We start from the raw sequence: 18,546 nt of genomic DNA on the forward strand, positions 1-18,546 counted from the left end.
AATGAATTTCTTTAAAAGCCTGATGCCCAGATCACTGACGTCGCGCATATTGGCGATGCTGTCCTTTTTGATCGTAGTATTTCTGACAACCGGGCTGGGTCTTTTTTATAAAAACCAGATGCTCCAGCACATTGAAGAGATACAAGACAGCGCTAACATGCTGATAGAGGTGGCGGCACAGGCCGTTGAAGAAAGTGTCATCATCGGCGATTACGACACCATCAAAAGGACCCTCGAAAAAACCCTGTCTCGCTCACCGTTCAAGTCGGCCATGTTTATTGACCTGTCAGGTGGCGTCATTCGTCTGCAGGCACCCAAGGCGCCTGCTGGAAGAGCCCCTGCGTGGATAGAATCCGAGGTGGCCGCACGGTTATTCGATGTCAACCGTCCGATAACGATCGGGGGCAAAGATTATGGCGTGATGCGCCTGTCTTTCAATGCCGAGAAAATTGCGGCTGAACTGTGTACGTTGGTGGTGCAGGCGACCGTACTGGCAGTGCTTTTTCTGCTGACCAGTTTGCTGTTGATGGGGTTCATGATCAAACGGTCGCTCGCACACCTGGACAAACTTCACTCTTATGAAGCGGAAATCGCTTCAGGTGCGGTGGCAGCAGAAGCGATGTTGGTGGCCGATGCGCCCGTGGAAATACAGGAGGCCATAAAGGCGGTAAACCGTACGGCAGCCAGTATGCGCAATCACTTTGGTCAGCGCATTGAATCGTTGATGAACACATTGGTGCAGCATAAGAATGCCCTGGATGAGGTTTCGATCGTTTGCGAATTTTCACCCTCCGGCCGTATTACCTATGTTAACGAACGATTCGTGTCCAGCGCCCAGCGTTCTCGCGCTGAGCTTCTGGCGTTGACGATCGATGAAGTCTGGAACGGCATGTATTGCGCCACTCAGCCGTGGCAATGGACACCTGAACGTGAAGTGTGGAACGGTGAGGTCAGGCTTTCAGGTCGTGCCGGGACAGATAAATGGCATCAACGCACCATCATCCCGATCCTCGATGACAGGGGCGGCGTTGAAAAATATATCTGCATCGACATCGATATCACCGACCGAAAAGAGTTCGAGGTCGCCATTCTGGATAACTCCAGAAGGCAAAACCTGATCGCCTTGTTTGGCCAGCAGGCATTGACCGAGGAAAACGTCAGAGCCCTGGGTCAACTGGCGGCGCTAACGGCGGCGCAAGGTTTGAAAATGAGCAAGGCAGCGTTATCAGTCGTTGACCAAGTGAGTCACGGGGTGATCCTCAGCGCTGAGATTGGCCTGACCCACGATGACATCCGCCGCAGCTACGCGAGCCAAGTGTCCAGCCGCATGGGCGCTTCGACTGAGCTTGCCATTATTTCCGATGGAGCTGATGACACCTACAAGCTGTTGACTGATGACACAGTGGAAACCCATGGCATCAGAAGTACCCTGGAAGTCGATATATCGTGCAGGGATGTTTTCAAGGGCGTTCTTGGGGTGTATGCCACCACTGACTATGTTTTTACCCGTGAAGATGTTAGCTACATCCAGACATTGGCAAACCTGTTGGCAGCCGCGCTTGAAAGAGACGACGCGAAGAAAAAACTCACCCATCTTGCCGAAAATGATTCGCTCACCACCTTGCCCAATCGCTGGTTTCTCAATAATTACCTGCACGCTGCAATCAGCCGCACAGCCTCCGCGCCATCTGCAATAAGCGTCATCTTTATCGATCTCGACAGATTCAAAACCGTGAACGACACCATGGGGCATTCCGTGGGCGATGAGTTGCTTATCCAGGCGAGTCGACGTCTGGAAGAGTACATCGATGAGAACAGCATGGTTGCGCGACTGGGCGGGGATGAGTTCTCGATTGTGGTCACACACCCTGTCTACTCGGCAAGTTTCATCAAATCCCTGGCGGCCCATGTTGTTGACGCAATGGAGAAGCCGTTCAACCTTCGCGGCCAGGACATATTTGTTTCAGCAAGCGTGGGCATCGCCAATTATCCGTTTGACGGAGATGACGCCGGCGTCATCCTCAAGAATGCGGATACCGCCATGTACCATGCGAAAAAAAGTGGGCGTAATAATTTCAAGTTTTATAACGCCGAGATGAACGAAAGTGCCGTTAAACGTCTGCAGACTGAAACACTCTTACGGGGTGCGCTGGAACGCGATGAATTTATTCTGCATTTCCAGCCAAAGGTCAGCCTCGCAGATGGCAGCATCAGTGGCCTGGAGGCTTTGTTAAGGTGGAATCATCCCTCGCTCGGCCTGGTGTCTCCCGCTGATTTTATTCCCATGCTTGAGGAGACCGGCCTGATCATTCCGGTGGGCGAATGGGTCATCCGGAAAGTCTGTGAGACGTTGAAAAGCTGGGAAGACAGTCATATCAGACTGGTACCCATCGCCATCAACCTGTCCGCCAGGCAGCTTCAGGTAAAAGGCCTGGCCAACATCGTCAAACATATCCTGGAAGAATACGGTATCAACCCTACTCTTTTAGAGTTCGAGCTCACTGAGTCGGTGTTGATGATTGAACCCGAGTCGGCGGTTGAAATACTTCGAGACATCAAGTCATACGGGATAGGCCTTTCGGTCGACGATTTCGGAACGGGTTATTCCAGCCTGGCCTACTTGAAGCGATTCCCTATCGACATCCTCAAAATAGACAGAATGTTCATTAAAGACATCATGAGCAATCATGAAGACGAGGCGATTACCCGAGCGGTCATCGTATTGGCGCATGAGCTGGACTTGAAGGTCATTGCCGAAGGGGTCGAAACATTCGAGCAACTGGAGCTGCTGGTGAAACATGGCTGCGATCAGATACAGGGTTATCTTTTCAGCAGACCCGTACCGAGGGATGAGTGCGCTGCGATGATCAAGTCGTCACGTACGCTGGACATAAGATTTGCCGAGCCTGATGTTGCGTAAACCCGTGATATTGAGGTCGCCACACTCTCCAGTTGTTGACACACTGTGTGGCAATCTCCTCGGGCACCCGCCCGACTTCTACCTGGACGTCACATGACACCCAACGCAGAACTCTATAACCCCTCCACCGAATACGCTGACAAGCTGATCTCGCGAATTGGCCAAACACCTTCGTGGATCGCAAAGCGTATCGGTGTGACTGACAAGCGCATCCGCTACATCTTGGATGGCGAAAGGACCGTCAAGGGCGAGACCACCCCGATTCAGATGACCTACACCGAGCAGTTTGCCCTTGAGTGCCTTGTCCAAGAGGCCATAGCCCTTAAGAGGTGACGGTTGCGGGCTGCCGCGACGCTACAAGCCGTCAAGCAGCCCGTCGGCACGGAGCAGATCAACGATCACGTGCTCATCCACCGCGTAAACGCCCCGGGAAGCCTTCCAGACCAGGTTCTTTTCCTGCAAGGCAATGAGCGCTTGTTGCACCCCCGGCACCTCAACCTTGATGGCACTTTCGGCAACGCCTGACTGCTTCATCGCTGTGGCGTACAACGCCATGGTGGGCGCCTCGAACGGGGCGAAGTTATCGCCCATGCTGCCCATGACGCGAATGACGGCCGACTGGATCGGGGTCAGGCTGTGGATCACCTTCTTGAGGTTCGCGTTCAGCTCATCCGCCTGCGCCCGGACCAGCTCGGCAAAACGCTCAGGTACATTTTCAGGGTCGATGAAAAAGTCGAAGCGAATAGCATCAGCTGCTGCGCCAAGCAATTCGGGCCGATAGCCACTTTCTTTGAACAGCTGGAACACTTCTGCCGGATCGAGCGGAGATGGCAGGTCGATATTGGCGCACAGCCAGTCGATGTAGTTCTGATCGAGCGTCGGGAAAGGCACCATCGACGCGCCGAAGAACGCCTGATCCTTGCTGTTGCACAGCATGGCCAGCTTGTCCCGGTTCGAGCCGGTGCAAACGATTCGCAGGCCGTGGTGCCGGGAGCTGTTGAGTTCGTCCCTCGCCGCCTTGAGTGCGAACAGCGCCGCCACACCCGCCTCGGTAGTGATCGCGTGTTGCGCTTCATCGATCATCAGCACGATGAGCTTCTTTGATTCGTCGGAGAGCGCCACCAGCGCCGTGGTGAGGTCGATGTCCCTGCCAAGCCCGATTTTATCCACGCTGAAGTTCAAGCCGCCGACAACGACCTTCTCCACGCCGGACGCCTTGGCCAGCCGTGTGATGAAACCGTCGCTGCGACCTACCGCTTCGCGGATCGCTTCCACGATGACCAGACCTGGGTCTTTGGTGAGGTCTTGCCAGAGGTCGGCATACAACACAATCGCCCCCGCTTTTTCCAGCGCAGGCCGCAGGTCTTCACGTGCGAAGGTGGATTTGCCGGTACGCCGTGGCGCTGCCAGGAAGACGCCGGAGCTGGCGGAACTGCCCACCGACACCTGCATGATCAGCTTGGAGAGCCGGGCGGCCAGCTCGGGACGGTGGTAGAGGATTTCAGGCATTTGTAGATCTCTGCACAGCTCTATAGGCAATTATAGAGTGACTATAGACCAATTATAGATATGGGTGAAATCTACGTTTATAGGCGATTATAGAACGACTATAGACTGATTATAGGTAACCCACTTCAGTCGTACGCCAACCATCAGCGCCCGCAGAACATTCGGGCGCCGCCAGGCCAAAGCGTAAGGACAGTCCACCGAGATGGGGCGTGCCTAATCGATCAACCCCTGAGCGTCGTAAAACGGGTACGGCCCCGGGTAATCACCGAACACGCCGTTGTGGGTCACCAGGCCCTGCTCCGCTTCCCAGCGATGCAGCAGGTAGCCCGCCGGCTCGAGGTTGAAATGCGCCGGGGCGTCGTCGCGCAGATCGAGCACGATCTGGTGCGAGGTGCCCGGGCAGGTGCAGCTGATGCTGCCGCCGAAGCGCCGTTGCATCGGCCGATGCAAATGACCGCACAGCACCCGTTCGACTTGCGGGTGCCGTGTGATGACCTGCTCAAGCGCCGCCCCATTGATGAACGCTTCGCGCTCCATGTGGCCGATACCGGTGACAAACGGCGGGTGGTGCATGATCACCAGAGTCGGCACCTCCGGGCGCCGACCGAGCACGTCATCCAGCCAGGCCATCTGGCTGTCCAGCACTTGGCCGCCGTGGGCACCGGGGATCGTCGAGTCCAGTCCGATCAGACGCACCGGGTGCTCTTCGACGACCCAATCCAGGGGCGACTGGGGACAGAGCGGCAGGTAAACGTGATCGGCAAATTCGGCCAGCAGGTGCTCGCGGACGTCGTGATTACCGGGCACCAGGTAATACGGCATGCTCAGGCGCGCCAGCTCGGGGTGCAGGACGGCGTATTCATCCGGCCGACCGAAGTCCACCAGGTCGCCACTGATCACCACGATGTCCGGCCGCGGCGTGCTGGCGTTCAGATGATCGACCGCGCGACGCAAGGCGCCGAGGGTGTCGACCACGCCATAGGTCAGCTTGTTGCCGGCTTTAAGGTGCAGATCGCTGATCTGCGCGATGAGAAACGGGGCGTTCACATTCAACTCACTTAAACAAGGATCACGGGTGCAGGGCGAACAGCGCCTGCGGCTCGATGGCCAGGGCAATGAGATCGCCCGGCGCATGAATAACGCTGTCGGCGCTGTCGACCAGCAGCGGTTGCGCGGCGCCGACCTCAATCAGCAAGCGGCTTTGCGCGCCCTGAAAAAACTGTCCCAGCAAACGCCCGTGCAGGTGCCCTTCGCGCGTCACCACCCGCAGATGCTCAGGCCGGCAATACACCGTGGATGGCTCACTCGCCTCAGCCCAGGGCAGCTCGCCGCCGCTGACTTTCAGGCCGTTGACGGTACGGCCTGCCACCGAAAAGGCATTGAGGTTGCCGACGAAACCGGCCACGAAAGGATTGGCCGGCTGCTGATAGATTTCGCGCGGCGTGCCGAGCTGGGCGATGCGCCCTTGCTGCATGACCAGAATCCGATCGCCCAGGGCCATGGCTTCGCCCTGATCGTGGGTGACGAACACTGAGGTGATGCCGAGGCCGCGCAACAGCTGATCGAGTTCGCTGCGCAGGCGTTCGCGCAGTTGCGCGTCCAGTGCCGCGAGGGGTTCGTCGAGCAGCAGGACTTTCGGCCGTGGCGCCAGCGCGCGGGCCAACGCCACCCGCTGACGCTGTCCGCCGGACAGCTCATGAATGCCGCGTTTGGCGTGCTCTTGCAGGCCGACCAGTTCCAGCAGTTCGGCGCAGCGTTTGTTGCGCTCGGCAACAGACATGCCGCGCACCTTCAGGCCATAAGCGATGTTGCCTTCCACGGTGAGGTTGGGGAACAGCGCGTAATTTTGAAAGACCATGCCGACGTCGCGACGCTCGATGGGCAGACGGGTGACGTCATGATCACCGAACAACACCTGGCCTACGTCCGGCCGCTCCAGCCCGGCAATCATCCGCAGGGTGGTGGTTTTACCGCAACCGGACGGGCCGAGGATCGCCAGGGTCTCCCCCGCCTCGATGGTCAGGTTGAGGTCGTGAACGGCAACGGTGCCGTCGGCGAAAGCCTTGCGGCAGCCGATCAGGCGCAGCGTGGTTCCAGTCATCTTTGCTCTCCACGGGAAAGGCGCGCGCTGATGGCCTGCAACGCCACCAGCAGCGGCACGATCATCAGCAGAAATATGAGGGTGTAGGCGCTGGCGACTTCCAGCCGCGCCGAGGCGTAACTGTCCGCCAGACCCACCGGCAGGGTTTTGGTCATCGGCGTGTGCAGCATCCACGTCAGGTTGAATTCGCCCAGGGACAGCGTCACCACCATCAGCACGCCGGCCAGAATTCCCGCCCGGCAGTTGGGCACCACCACGCTGAAGAACCGTCGAAACGGCCCGGCACCGAGACTGGCCGCCGCTTCCTCCAGCGTCGGCAGGTGCTGACGCTGCATCACTGCCATCACTGGCCGCACCAGAAACGGCAACGTGAACAGCACATGGCCGACGAGAATGAACAGCCAACTGCTGCGAAAGCTACCGAACTGGCCATAAGTCAGCAGCAGGGCCAGGGCGCTGGCGAGGCCTGGCATGGCGACCGGCAGGACCATCAATTCCTCGAAGGCGCGACTGAAGCGGTTGTTCATCCGCACCAGCGCATAGGCCGCCGGGACGCCGATCACGCAGACGCACACCGCACACGCCACTGCCAGTTGCAGGGACAGCCACACCGTCGGCGAATAGGCCTGCCAGACTTGCGCGAGCCAGTCGAAGGTCAGTCCGCTGGACACGCCCTGAAAGTAATTGCGGGTGAGCCCGGCCACCAAGGACATCAGCACCGGCACCAACATGAAGGCGCAGACCAGCAGCGTGAACAGCAGTTGCGCGATGAACAGCGAAGAGCGCTTCACAGGACCGTCCTCGATTGCTTGACCATGCGCCGCGCGAGCAGCAACACCGCCCAGGTCAGCGCGCCCAAGACCACCGACAGCGCTGCAGCGACGGTGAAGTTGGCGTAGTTGGTGAACACGTTGTAGATCGCCACAGGAGTGACGTTCAGTTGGGTGCCGAGGGTGAAGGCCGTGCCGAACGCGCCCATGGAGGTGGCAAAACAGATCGCCCCACAGGACACCAGCGCTGGCGCGAGCCCTGGAATGATCACGTCACACACCACCCGCCAGTGCCCGGCGCCGAGGGAGTGGGCGGCCTCCTCCAGGCTGCGGTCGAGGCTTTCGCAGGCGGCCATGATCGTGAGGATCACTCGGGGAATCGAGAAATACAGGTAGCCGAGGAACAGCCCCGCCAGGGAATAGGCGAACACCCAGCGCTCGCCCGCCAGTTTCAGGCCGAGCATCGCGAACAGCCCCTGCCGCCCTGCCAGCAGAATCACCAGAAAGCCCACCACCACCCCAGGAAACGCCAGCGGAAAGGTCAGCAGCGCCACCAGTGTGGTGCGACCGAAAAAACGCTGACGGGCGAGAAACACGCCGGTGATGCCGCCGACCAACAGCGCGGCGAGGGTCACCACGGCGGCGAGCACACAGGTTTGCGCCAGGCTGCCCAGGTACTGCGGGCTGCTGAGCACTTGCCAGTAACCGCTGCCGGCGCCGTCCCGTTGCTGTCCGCCGAGCACTATCAGGTGCGCCAATGGCAGCAGCCAGAACGCCGCCAGTACTGCCGCGGCGGGTGCGAGGGCCCAAGCGGCCGTCGGGCGCAAACGCCGTTTCAACAACCCACCCGCGGCCACGTTCTGCGCCTTCCACACCGTGGTGCTCACTTACTTGACCTCGCTCAGGTAACGCGCCGAAAAGGCTTCCTGCACGTCGGCCATGTGCTGGTAATCCACCACACCGGCGCGGGCGTAATCGCTGTCAGGCAGGAATTGCGCGGCCACGTCGGCCGGCATTTTCATCGCACGAACAGGGCGCAGATACGCTTTGGCCCACAGCGCCTGGCCCTGCTCGGAGAGCACGAAATCCAGCACCTTCTCGGCGTTGGCCTGATGGGGGGCATTGGCGACCAGGCTCATCACGTAGGGCACGCTGATGCTGCCTTCCTTGGGGATGACGAAGGCGACATTGGCCTTGTCCTTGTAGCGGGCGCGGTAGGCGTTGAAATCGTAATCCACCAGGATCGGCAGCTCGCCTGAAAGCACTCGGGCGTAGGCGGTCTGCTTGGGCACGATCGGCGCGTTCTTCGCCAGTTTCTGGAAATAGTCGATGGCCGGCGCGAAGTTATCCAGAGTGCCGCCCATGGCCTGGTTGATCGCCACAGCGGAGACATAGCCAACGAAGGCGCTGGACGGATCCAGGTAACCGACCATGCCTTTGTATTCCGGCTTGAGCAGATCGGCCCAGCTCTGCGGGACCGGCAAACCGCCCAGGGCATCGACGTTGACCATGATGCCAAGGGTGCCGGAGTGGATCGCGAACCAGTGGCCTTCCGGGTCCTTCAGGCCTGCGGGAATGTCCTCCCAGCCCTTGGGTTTGTAGGTGCCGACCACGCCGGCTTTCTGCGCCTGCAAACCGAAGGTCACGCCGTAGTACACGACGTCCGCCACCGGCGCGGCTTTCTCGGCCACCAGTTGCGCCAGGGATTGGCCGGAGTTCTTGTTGTCCAGCGGCACTTGCACGCCGGTGGTGTCGGCGAGCGCCTTGAGCTGGGTGCCCCAGTCCGCCCACTCTGGCGGGCAGTTGTAGCAAATCGCGGTTTCGGCGGCCTGGGTCAGGCTGGCCACGCCACACAGCAGCAGTGCCGCCAGGGTTTTACTGAAGCGGATCATGGAGCGTCTCCTCGTAGGGCTGATTGTAGGGTTGAGTACTTTCGCCAGGCCGGATGTGGCACGGCAGGCAATGGGAAGTCGGGGCGGCGCCGGCAATCTGCGCCAGCAATTGATCGATGACGGTGGTCGCCAGCGCGGCGATGGGCTGGACCACGCTGCACAGGGTCGGGTGCATCTGAGTGCCGATGTCGATGCCGTCGAACCCGATGATCGACAGCTGCTGAGGGACCGCCCATCCGTGGCGGCGCAGTTCGGCGATCAGGCTGATCGCCAGCAAATCGTTGGAGCAGACCAGCGCAGTCGGCGCGTCAGGGCCGAGCAACAATGGCGCGAGCGCGCTGAAGTCGGCCTGGGTGTGGCTGGGCATTTCGATGATGGGCATGGCGGCCAGGCCGTGTTCAGCCATTGCGTCGCAGTAGCCGGCGTAGCGCTGCCGCGCCCGGTCGGACTGCAGCGTCGGCCCCGCGACCATGCCGATGCGTCGATGACCGGCCTCCAGCAGATAGCGCGTGGCCAGGGCCATGCCGGCACGGTTGTCCACCGAGACGGCGCTGTATTCGGTGCTGCCGGGCTGGTGATAGGCGAGAACAAAGGGCGTGTCTTCGGTGCTGAGGCTTTGCAGCACGCGGTTGCTGTGGACGTCGGTGACCGTCAAGACCAGGCCGTCGACCCGTTGGCGCAGCAGCTCTTCAACCACCGCGCTTTCCCGCTCGGCGCTGTAGTCGGTGGTCGCCAGCAGCAGGTTGTAGCCCCGCAACCGCGCGGCGCGCTCCATGGCTTGAAACTGTTCGGCGAACACCGGGTTGAGCAGGCTCGGCACGACGACGCCAATGAGCTGGGTGGTTTGAAGGCGCAACTGACGGCCGAGCAGATTGGGCCGAAAACCCAGTTCTCGCGCGGCGGCGAATACTTGGTCACGGGTTGTCGGGCGTACCACTTCGGGGGAGGCGAAACAGCGGGCGGCGGTCGCTCTGGAAACCCCGGCCACCCGTGCGACGTCTTTCAGGTCACTCATGATCACTCGCTTGAGATCGATCTCATTGGCGAGGACATTACGGTGTCAATGTGGCATTTCAGGGGCGGGGGTGTGACAGATTGGAGTCATTGGGTGAGGCAGGACTGACTGCCAGGCGGAAGTCGGACTGGCTCAACCCAGTGTAGGACCGGCTTTAGCCGGGAAGACGTCAGGCGTCACACCGCAAATGCGAGGGTGTGCGGACTGACCTCTTCCCGGCTAATGCCGGTCCTGCAATGAGATCGCGTGCAGCCTGAGAGACCCCATGCATTGAAGGCGATCAGGCGTCGGACAGCACCACATGGTCCATCGGCGCCGCCACGCCCACCACCTTGATCTCAGCCGCATTAACGGCGGCGCTGAAGGCAAAGTCCTCGGCCTTCAGACTGTGGCTGTAATCCCCCGCCAGGGTGACCTGGAATTTCTGGCCGGCGCTGTCCGCTTCGTTGCTGCGCACGTAGGTGCGGTCGCTGTTGGCGTTGTAGCTCACCTGCAAGGTACCGTCGCGGCCGTCGCCCAGGCCGGTAAAGCCCAGCGCCGAAACATCCAGCGTGTCGTGGCCAGTGGTGAAATCAGTGATCAGGTCCGCCGCCCCGACGTAGCTGTCGCTGATGTGATCAAAGCGGAAGGTGTCCTCGCCCGATCCGCCGGTGAGCTTGTCGCTGCCGGCACCGCCAACCAGTAAATCATCGCCGACGCTGCCGGCCAGCACGTCGTCGCCCGCCAGGCCAAACAAGGTGTCGTTGCCCCAGTCGCCATACAGCGTATCGGCGCCTGCCGTGCCGGTGGCGTTCACCGAGGTCAGCGGCTGGGACGAATCGGTGCGCGTGTCATCGGGGTTGGCGAACAGCACGTTGCTGGCGGTCAGGTCATAGAGGTGATTGCCGCTGAGCAGGATTTCGAAGCGGTTGCCGTCGGCGTCCGGCTCCAGCGACTTCAATGCCGTTTGATCGCCGGCGAGGTTCAGCACCACTTTCAGCGTGCCGTCGTAGCCGTTGCCCAGGCCTTTGTAATTCAAAGCGGTGAGATCCAGGCGATCATGGCCGTTGCTGTTGAAATCCGTGATCAGGTCGCGTTGCGCGTAGCTGCCGCTGGCATCGTTGCGCAGGCTGTCGCTGACGCGGGTGTAGACGAAGGTATCTGCGCCTGCGCCACCGGTCAGCGTGTCGCCGCCGCTGCCGCCGATCAGACGATCCGCGCCGCCGTCGCCGGACAACGTATCGCGACCTGCACCGCCGAGCAGCACGTCGTCGGCAGCGGTCCCCAGCAGCTTGTCGTCACTGGCCGTGCCGGTGATCGACGAAAAGAAGTTCGCCGCGCTCAGGGAGCTCAGGTGGTTGCCGTCCAGTGCCAGTTGAAAACGGTTGCCGGCGGCATCGGCGTCCAGGCTGGCGAGGTAGGTGATGTTAGTGCCAGCGTTATAGGTCGCTTTCAGCGTGCCGTCGTGGCCATTGCCCAGGCCGGACAATCCCAGCAGGGTCAGGTCGAGACGGTCGCTGGCGTCGTTGAAATCGGTGATGCGATCGGTGAATGACGTGGTGGCCGTGCGGTAGCTGTCGCTGACCGAGGTAAAGCGAAACACGTCGCTGCCCGTTCCGCCGCTGAGGCGGTCCGCGCCTGCACCGCCCTGAATGACATCATCACCGGCGCCGCCATCGATGCGATCGCGCCCTGCCCCGCCACTGATGAGTTCGTCCGAGCGGCTGCCGATCAGCGTGTCGGCGCCCGCACTGCCGCGCACGATCAGCACATCGCTGTTGTTGTAGACCTGGCTTGCGTTGCCCGCCGCGCTGATGTCGCCGGCTTGAGTGCCGTTGATGACGTTGCCGAAGATCACGCTGCCTTCCACGCTCGCCACGTCCGACGGCACCTCGGCCACGCCCCAGGTCGATCCGGCGCCGCCGGTGATCAGGTTGTCGTAGACGAAATTCTGCGTGCCGTTATCGCTGCCCAGGTTGCGGATGGCCACTTCAGGCACGTCATTGCCTTGCGCATTGGTGTGGATGACGTTGTTGGACACCTCGATGTGGGTCGTGCCTTGCAGATTGACACCCGAGCCGCCGTTGCCGTGGATGTCGAGGCGATACACGCCGCCGTATTCGATGCCGCGCATGTGCACGCCATCGCCGCCGTTGCCGGAGACGTCGCCACCGATGACGCTGAAAAAGCCGGTGTCGACGCCACTTTCTTCATGGACGTAAATCCCGTCGCCAGCGTTGCCGGACGCCTGGTTGTCGGTCAGCGAAACCGCTACGCCGCCCAGGCCGACATTGATGCCGTTGGCGCCGTTATCCAGCGCGCGGTTGTCCTGAAAGGTCAGTGCGGGCAGCGAACCTCCCACTGCAAACCCGTCGGAGGCGTTGTCGGTGGCCGTGCTGTTGCGCACTGTCAGATGCACCGACGCGCCGGTCAGGTCGAAGCCACTGCCGCTGAAGTTCGTCGCGGTGACGCCGTCGATCAGCAGGTTGGTACTGTTGGCCCCCGACTGGGACCAGCCACTGACCTGCCCACCGCCGTTGGCCTGATTGCCATCCAGCGTAAGATTGCTGACGGTGGCGTCTCGCACGGTGCTGCCTGCCACCACGCCCAGCAGAGACGTGGTGTTCGAACCGGTGCCATCGGCCAACTGGAGCACGCTGTCACCGGCACCCTCTCCGGTGAGGGTGACGTTGCTTTTCAGCGCGAGCGCGTTACCCGAACCGTCGCTGTCCGACACCCGCCAGGTGCCGCCAGGAATGTAAACCTTGCCCCCACCCGCGGCGCTTGCGGCATCAATTGCCTTCTGGATGGCGACGGTATCGTCAGTAGTGGCATCGCCCTTGGCGCCATAATTGCGGATATCAAAAGTGGGGGTGATGCTCATGCGCTGCTCCTGCCTGGAAAACTGACGACCTGTGAGCCGGTTGTCACAACCGGCTCGGGGAACAGCTTGGACCGGTGGAGTTCCTGATTGTTAGTTCCCTTGAAGGGGCTTTCGTCGGATGGGCAGCATGATCCGGGATAACAGCGGATCGTCAGTCCGCCTCCCCCATCAAGGCGACCGCATCCGCGCCCGCCGCGATGCGCATCGGCGAACCAGGGTCGTTCGCCGCCCCCCAGATGGCTTCGGCGACATCCTGGGCCTCGGTCACCAGTGTCGATTGCGACCACTCGCTAAACACGCGTTGAGCCAGATCGGCATACGCGTCCGGAATGCTGCCCTGCATGCGGGGCTGTGCGTTTTTGCCGAAGTCGGTCCCCGGTGCGCGCCCCGGCAGTACCAGGTTGACGCGAATGTTGAACGGCTCAAGTTCCAGCGCCAGGGATTCGGTGAACGCATTTACCGCCGCCTTGCTCGCCGTGTAGATGCTGAGCAATGGCAGTGATTTGATCGTCACGCTGGAGGTGACGTTGATGACGACCCCGGCGCTGCACTGGCGGAACTGCGGCAGTACGGCCTGAGTCATCGCCATGGTGCCGAAGGTGTTGGTGTCGAAGATGCTGCGGATCTTCTGCATCGAGCAGCCTTCGAGGGCGCCCAGCAGTCCGATGCCGGCGTTGTTGACCAGAACATCAATCGGCCCGGCAACGTCGATCGCGTTCTGGATGCTGTCTGGGTCGGTGACGTCCACCGCGAGCACGCGCAGATGTTCGGACGTTTTGAAAAGCGCTGCATCCGGCGTGCGCATGGTCGCGATAACTTTCCAGTTTCGGTCGATAAAATATTGGGCGGTAGTCAGGCCGAAGCCCGAAGAGCAGCCGGTGATCAGAATGGTTTTCATGGTGTGTATCCATCGCGTGATTGACAGTGACGCAACGATAAGCTGTGGTAACCGGACTGAATATCATCGCCCATCCGCTATTCTTTTGCAGGAGTCCGGAATGCTCGATCCGCTCGCTGAAGTGGTCACCCTGCTGCAACCCAGCGCTTCACTGTCCAAAATCGTCAACGGCGCCGGCGCCTGGCGGGTGCAGCGCTCCGTACACGGCCAGCCTTTTTACTGCGCGATTTTACAAGGGGAGTCGAGGCTTTCGGTGGCCGGGCAGTTGCCGATGACCCTGCAGGCAGGCGACTTTGTGCTGATCCCGGCGGCTTACGATTTCGAGATGATGAGCCTTCAGCCCGTTCTGGAGGGTGACGCTGAACGGGTTCCCGTCGAGGTCCGTCCACGGGACATTCGTGTCGGCCCGCCCGATGTGCCCGTCGACGTTCAGTTGTTGGTAGGTCACTGCACCTTCGGATCGCCGGACGCTGCTTTATTGGTCTCGCTGCTCTCGCAACTGATCCACGTGCGCGGCGAGCCCCGACTGGCGACGCTGGTTGGCTTGGTGACCGGGGAAGCCCGGGCTCAGCGGCCAGCAAGGGACGTGATCCTCGCCCATTTGCTGGAAGTGCTGTTTATAGAGGCGCTGCGTTGCACCGCCACCGAAGCGGCGCCACCCGGATTATTACGCGGACTGGGCGACGAACGCCTCGCGGTGGCATTGCGGCAAATGCACGGGCATCCGGGCCGCCCGTGGACCGTGGAACAACTGGCGAGGGAAGCCGCCCTGTCGCGTTCGACGTTCTTCGAGCGTTTTCAGAACGCATTGGGCATGCCACCCATGGCGTATCTGTTGGCGTGGAGAATGGCGCTGGCAAAAAAGCTGCTGCGTGAGCGCGTGGAGGACATTGCCGGGATTGCACAGCGCGTGGGTTACGGCTCGGTGAGCGCGTTCAGCGTGGCATTCAACCGCTACACCGGGCGCGCGCCGGGTCGGTACTCGCGGGAAGGAGACGGTGGGTGACTGACCGCCCGCACATTCAATACGATTGTCGTTCCAGCCATCTACACGGGGCCCTCGGATGAACAGCTATCTGGCGCAGGCACACAATAATCAATGGTCGAACCGGCGCTTGCTCTCGGCATGCCTTGGCTTAAGCGACGAAGCATACCTGGCGCCGCGAACAGGTTTTTTCCCTCGATCGAGCTGACATTGCGGCACATTCTTGATGTCGATCAGTTTTACCTGGCGGCACTGACGTTTGATCTGAAGGGCCAACGACAGAACCTGCCCGAGAATATGTCGATTCAGCAACTGGTCCAGCTCCAATCCGGGGCCGACGCCCGACTTGTCACCTATTGCGAAGGCTTGAGTGAGGACGTCTTGAGCAGTCGAGCGCGCGTGGTGCGGGCAGCAGGCATTATTCCTGAACGGGTGGATCGCTTGCTGCTGCACTTATTCCAGCATCAGATTCACCACCGTGGACAGGTTCACGCCATGCTGTCCGGTACCCGCATATCACCGCCACAACTGGATGAATTTTATCTGGATGGGGATTTGCCCTTAAGGGCCGCCGACAGGCCTCTTCCCGGCTAAAGCCGGTCCTACCAGACCACACACATCTAGTCAGGCTAGCGGTGAGCCCACTGTAGGACCGGCTTTAGCCGGGAAGGCGTCAGACGTCACGCCTTCATTCGTTGACTGAGAAATGGGGTCTCAACCAACGGCGTTACTTGTGCCCCTTGGCCTTCGGCACCATCTGTTTGATCGTCCCGGTAGGGATGTCAATCAACGCGTATTTGTCCTTGATTTCCACCCACTGCTGGTTCTTGTCCGGTGCAGTCAGGTGGCGTGCGCGCCAGTCTTTAACGGCGAGGCTCGGACGTTGGTACTGGTCAGGGGCGTTATCGCCTTCCTTGATTTCCTTGACCCCTGCTCCCGGCCGATCCATCGTCACGCTTGGCTGTTCGGCAGCGTACGAAAAGCTGCTGACGGCGCATACCGCGGTGAACAGCAGATGAGGGAGGTATTTCTTTCCGATCATGATCAGATCCTTTGGCAAACGAGTGCCGCTGATTGAATAAGGGGTGACGGTGCATCCGTCATGCTCTGACCGGGGCTGATTCGCAGGAGTTCGATCGGATCACGGAGGTTCAGATCCGCATCACCAGCCTGCGCAGCCTCACTGGCAGGTGCCCTAGAGCGATGTACCGGTCTCAACCGGATGCACGACGGGCTCGGTTTGGAGCCAGGGGGTTGCCTGATACAGCAATTGCTTCCACGTTCTGGGAATTGACGCGGGACGAATGGCTGGCGATGCAAGCGCGGGCCTCGGGATGATGCAACAGCCCCAATTTTCTAGGGACAGTGACTTGATTGCCTGTTGACCTGCCCCGTCTCAATCCCTAGGGTAGCCGGCCTTCTTTACCCCTCGGGAAACCCATGTCCAGCCGCAGCAAGCTCCCCTCCACCGTCTACCTTCTGGGCCTGACGATTTTCTCGCTGGTGACGGCCGAGTTCATGGTCGCCGGCATGATGCCGGCACTGGCCGACGCGTTCTCGGTCAGTCTCGCCCAGGTCGGCAACCTGATCGCCTTTTACGCCTTGGGCATGGCGATCGGCGGCCCGCTTGTGACCGTCCTGCTGCTGTCAAAAGGCGTCAGCAACAAACGCTCTTTGATCGCGCTGCTCGTCTGTTATGTGGTCGCCGGCGCAGTCGCAGCGGCCGCGCAAAGTTATCTGGTGCTCGCTGCTGCTCGCGTGGTCATGGGCATCTCCAGTGCCGTCTGCATCGGTTTGTGCATGACGGTGTGCGCAGGCCTCGTGACGCCGGAACGTCGCGGTCGGGCGGTGTCGGTGGTCCTTGCCGGGCTGATGCTGTCCCCGGTCGTAGGCGTGCCGCTGACTACATGGGTCGAGCAACACTTTGGCTGGCGTGCGAGCGCCTGGCTGGTGGTGGTGCTGGCGATGCTGTGCACGGTGCTGGCGAGCAAGCGCCTGCCGGCGAGCGCCAACGGCAGCGAACCGCCACTGCGCCAACAAGTCGCCGACATGAAGAACCCGCCCCTCTGGGCGGCGTACGTCACCAGCGGGTTGATCATCGGCGCGACCTTTGCCGCCTTCAGCTATTGCACGCCCATTTTGATTCAGGAAGTCGGCGTCGCGCCGAAATTCGTCGCACCGCTGCTGGCGCTGTACGGCGTCGCGAACGTGCTGGGCAACTGGGTGGTGGGCCGGCTGGCGGACCGCTACATGATGGCGATCGTCGGCTGGGGCTTGGCAATCATGGTGCTGGCGTTATCGGGCTTCGCCCTGGCCGGGGATCATCTGTGGCTCAACCTGATGTGCTTCCTTGCCCTCGGACTGACCGGTGTGGCACTGAATCCTGCGATGGTGGCGCGCGTCATGAAAGCGGCCGAGCCCGGCGCGCTGGTGAACATCATGCACACCTCGGTCATCACCGCCGGACTGGCGTTCGGTAGCTGGGCGGGCGGTGTGACGATCGACGCAGGCCTGGGTTTGCGCTCGCCGCTCTGGGTCGGTGCGGCCATGGCCCTGGCAGGATTGCTGAGCCTGGTGCGGCCGATAGCGATGCGTCGCAGCCAGGCGCTGTGCGACTGAAAGCGGCGTTAGGGACGGCCGGGCATTGCCTGGTGATGCGCCCTTCCGGGCGAGTCAGCGGCGCCATTGCCCAACAGCGGACAGACCTGCCCGGCCCGCTCGGCCAGCAGATTGCGCAGCGCGTGCATCTGCCCGATGCGTTCGTCCAGCAACGCGATTTTCTCGCTGAATAATCGAGCGAGCAGGTCGCTGGAGACCTGCTCGCTGTTCCACAGCAACGGCAGGTTTTCGCCGATCTCCTTCAGCGAAAACCCCAGCTGCTGCGCCAGCTTGATGTACCCCACCAGCTGCAGGGTCTCCTGCGGATAATGCCGGTAGCCATTGGCACTGCGCCGGGGTTTGATCAGGCCTTTCTCCTCATAAAACCGCAACGCGTCCACAGACACGCCAGCGTGCAGTGCCACTTCACCTATTTTCATAACGTTCAATGCTCACGTTGACTCTGGACCCAAGACCAGGCTTTAGCCTGCGGGCTCAACTCTGAGGGATGATCATGATCAACGCAAAGACCAACAGGCACCTTGTCAGAGGCAGCGCCGTTTACGACTTGATAATGACGGCAGGCTTCATGACGCCCTGGACTGCAACATGGGTGTTCAGCGCCTTTGCCGCGCTTTCGGCCGCTCTGGCACTGGAGCGGCCCGTGCCTGTGCTGGACGTCAGCGGGATGCTGTTCGCCAACCTGCTTGGCAGCGTGGTGGTGGTCTGGTCGTTGTGGCGCCTCGCGCAACCGAGCCGCCGCATCGGGTTATACGACGCACTGGCGAGAACGCTGTTCGCGATCTGGCAGCTTTATGCAGTCGCTCAGGGAGCGAGTTTTCTGATTCTCGGGTTTACGGTTTTCGAGGTGCTGTTTGTTGTTGCACAGGTCTGGCCGGTCTGGCATTCAGGACAAGCCAGCCAGAGGGAGAAACAGGCGCCAGCGTCGTCCGGGGGGCACTAAACGGAATAGCTGCGTCCTCGAACCAAGCGCG

Annotated in this window: 17 protein-coding genes; 6 read left to right on the forward strand and 11 right to left on the reverse strand. The window is 61.0% G+C overall.

All coding sequences use genetic code 11. The annotated features are described in order from the left end of the window. Nucleotide 1 precedes the first annotated feature (1 nt). Nucleotides 2-2,920, forward strand: a complete 2,919-nt coding sequence (locus QWI18_RS19500; RefSeq protein ID WP_369319622.1) for an EAL domain-containing protein — start codon at nt 2-4, stop codon at nt 2,918-2,920. Nucleotides 2,921-3,013: 93 nt separating this feature from the next. Continuing rightward, a complete protein-coding gene (locus tag QWI18_RS19505; protein WP_065988840.1) occupies nt 3,014-3,253 on the forward strand; it encodes a hypothetical protein in 240 nt (79 codons plus the stop codon). Nucleotides 3,254-3,274: 21 nt separating this feature from the next. On the opposite strand, the gene QWI18_RS19510 is transcribed toward QWI18_RS19505, so the two are convergent. The 9 genes from QWI18_RS19510 to QWI18_RS19550 form a co-directional block, all read right to left on the reverse strand. Then, nucleotides 3,275-4,429 carry an ATP-binding protein gene (locus QWI18_RS19510; RefSeq protein WP_369319623.1) on the reverse strand — a complete coding sequence of 385 codons (1,155 nt, stop codon included), beginning with the start codon at nt 4,427-4,429 and terminating at the stop codon, nt 3,275-3,277. 213 nt (nt 4,430-4,642) lie between these two features. Next, on the reverse strand, nt 4,643-5,476 hold the full coding sequence (locus QWI18_RS19515; protein WP_065988838.1) for a phosphodiesterase: 834 nt from the start codon (nt 5,474-5,476) through the stop codon (nt 4,643-4,645). A gap of 22 nt (nt 5,477-5,498) precedes the next feature. Then, complete coding sequence (locus QWI18_RS19520; protein ID WP_369319624.1) at nt 5,499-6,530, reverse strand: ABC transporter ATP-binding protein; 1,032 nt, start codon at nt 6,528-6,530, stop codon at nt 5,499-5,501. Next, nucleotides 6,527-7,321 (reverse strand): ABC transporter permease, encoded by a 795-nt coding sequence (locus QWI18_RS19525; RefSeq protein WP_369319625.1) that lies wholly within the window; start codon nt 7,319-7,321, stop codon nt 6,527-6,529. The genes QWI18_RS19520 and QWI18_RS19525 overlap by 4 nt, the downstream gene beginning before the upstream one ends. Then, nucleotides 7,318-8,187: an ABC transporter permease gene (locus tag QWI18_RS19530; protein WP_369319626.1), complete on the reverse strand. Its 870-nt coding sequence runs from the start codon at nt 8,185-8,187 to the stop codon at nt 7,318-7,320. Before QWI18_RS19530 ends, QWI18_RS19525 begins: the two co-directional genes overlap by 4 nt. Then, entirely contained in the window at nt 8,188-9,192 is a 1,005-nt protein-coding gene (locus QWI18_RS19535) for an ABC transporter substrate-binding protein (protein ID WP_369319627.1), read from the reverse strand. Then, nucleotides 9,176-10,207: a substrate-binding domain-containing protein gene (locus QWI18_RS19540; RefSeq protein ID WP_369319628.1), complete on the reverse strand. Its 1,032-nt coding sequence runs from the start codon at nt 10,205-10,207 to the stop codon at nt 9,176-9,178. The genes QWI18_RS19535 and QWI18_RS19540 overlap by 17 nt, the downstream gene beginning before the upstream one ends. Nucleotides 10,208-10,487: 280 nt before the next feature. Continuing rightward, nucleotides 10,488-13,070, reverse strand: coding sequence for a glycosyl hydrolase family 28-related protein (locus tag QWI18_RS19545; RefSeq protein WP_369319629.1), 2,583 nt, complete (start codon nt 13,068-13,070; stop codon nt 10,488-10,490). Between the two features lie 151 nt (nt 13,071-13,221). After that, complete coding sequence (locus tag QWI18_RS19550; protein WP_065988831.1) at nt 13,222-13,968, reverse strand: SDR family oxidoreductase; 747 nt, start codon at nt 13,966-13,968, stop codon at nt 13,222-13,224. Nucleotides 13,969-14,068: 100 nt separating this feature from the next. On the opposite strand from QWI18_RS19550, the gene QWI18_RS19555 reads away from it, so the two are divergent. Further along, the gene (locus QWI18_RS19555) at nt 14,069-14,974 is read left to right on the forward strand and encodes an AraC family transcriptional regulator (RefSeq protein WP_369319630.1); all 906 of its coding nucleotides are present in this window, start codon (nt 14,069-14,071) and stop codon (nt 14,972-14,974) included. 93 nt (nt 14,975-15,067) lie between these two features. Further along, nucleotides 15,068-15,547 (forward strand): DinB family protein, encoded by a 480-nt coding sequence (locus tag QWI18_RS19560; protein ID WP_244656864.1) that lies wholly within the window; start codon nt 15,068-15,070, stop codon nt 15,545-15,547. 133 nt (nt 15,548-15,680) lie between these two features. On the opposite strand, the gene QWI18_RS19565 is transcribed toward QWI18_RS19560, so the two are convergent. Next, on the reverse strand, nt 15,681-15,995 hold the full coding sequence (locus tag QWI18_RS19565; RefSeq protein WP_192130299.1) for an RcnB family protein: 315 nt from the start codon (nt 15,993-15,995) through the stop codon (nt 15,681-15,683). 398 nt (nt 15,996-16,393) lie between these two features. Here QWI18_RS19565 and QWI18_RS19570 point away from each other — a divergent pair, with 398 nt between their 5' ends. Next, nucleotides 16,394-17,572, forward strand: a complete 1,179-nt coding sequence (locus QWI18_RS19570) for an MFS transporter (RefSeq protein WP_192130298.1) — start codon at nt 16,394-16,396, stop codon at nt 17,570-17,572. Between the two features lie 8 nt (nt 17,573-17,580). On the opposite strand, the gene QWI18_RS19575 is transcribed toward QWI18_RS19570, so the two are convergent. Beyond that, nucleotides 17,581-17,991, reverse strand: coding sequence for a MerR family transcriptional regulator (locus QWI18_RS19575; RefSeq protein ID WP_192130297.1), 411 nt, complete (start codon nt 17,989-17,991; stop codon nt 17,581-17,583). A gap of 68 nt (nt 17,992-18,059) precedes the next feature. Between QWI18_RS19575 and QWI18_RS19580 the strand changes: the two genes are divergently transcribed. After that, nucleotides 18,060-18,515, forward strand: coding sequence for a hypothetical protein (locus QWI18_RS19580; RefSeq protein WP_369319631.1), 456 nt, complete (start codon nt 18,060-18,062; stop codon nt 18,513-18,515). Nucleotides 18,516-18,546 lie beyond the last annotated feature (31 nt).

Source organism: Pseudomonas sp. W2Oct36, from assembly GCF_041060465.1.
Classification (GTDB): domain Bacteria; phylum Pseudomonadota; class Gammaproteobacteria; order Pseudomonadales; family Pseudomonadaceae; genus Aquipseudomonas; species Aquipseudomonas graminis_B.